General features: G+C 57.0%; 1 protein-coding gene. It reads left to right on the top strand.

Annotation, left to right across the window (positions count from 1 at the left end; genetic code table 11):
* A partial coding sequence (locus tag K0H47_RS31425; RefSeq protein ID WP_257626667.1) for an immunoglobulin-like domain-containing protein occupies positions 1-323 on the top strand: 323 nt, incomplete at both ends.

Genomic DNA, 323 nt, shown 5'->3' on the forward strand with positions numbered 1-323 from the left:
GATCACTATCGACGCGGGAAAAACCACTGGCACTGTGGTTTTCCAGACTCCGGTCAATGACGTCTACAACAACGGTTCCACCGTTAGCACCACCATCAGCACGGCCACTGGCGGCAACTTCGAGAAGCTGGTTCCGGACAACACCAATCCGCCAACCACCGTCATTTCGGATTCGATCGACACCACCACGGTAACGCTGTCGACCACCGATACCGCAATCACCGAAGGCGGTCAGATCACTTACACCGCGACCTTGAGCAACGAAGCTCACGCCCCGGTCACCGTGACGCTGTCTAACGGCCAGGTCATTACCATTGATGCCG

The sequence above is a fragment of the Pseudomonas sp. Xaverov 83 genome (genome assembly GCF_019352905.1).
Lineage (GTDB): Bacteria > Pseudomonadota > Gammaproteobacteria > Pseudomonadales > Pseudomonadaceae > Aquipseudomonas > Aquipseudomonas yamanorum.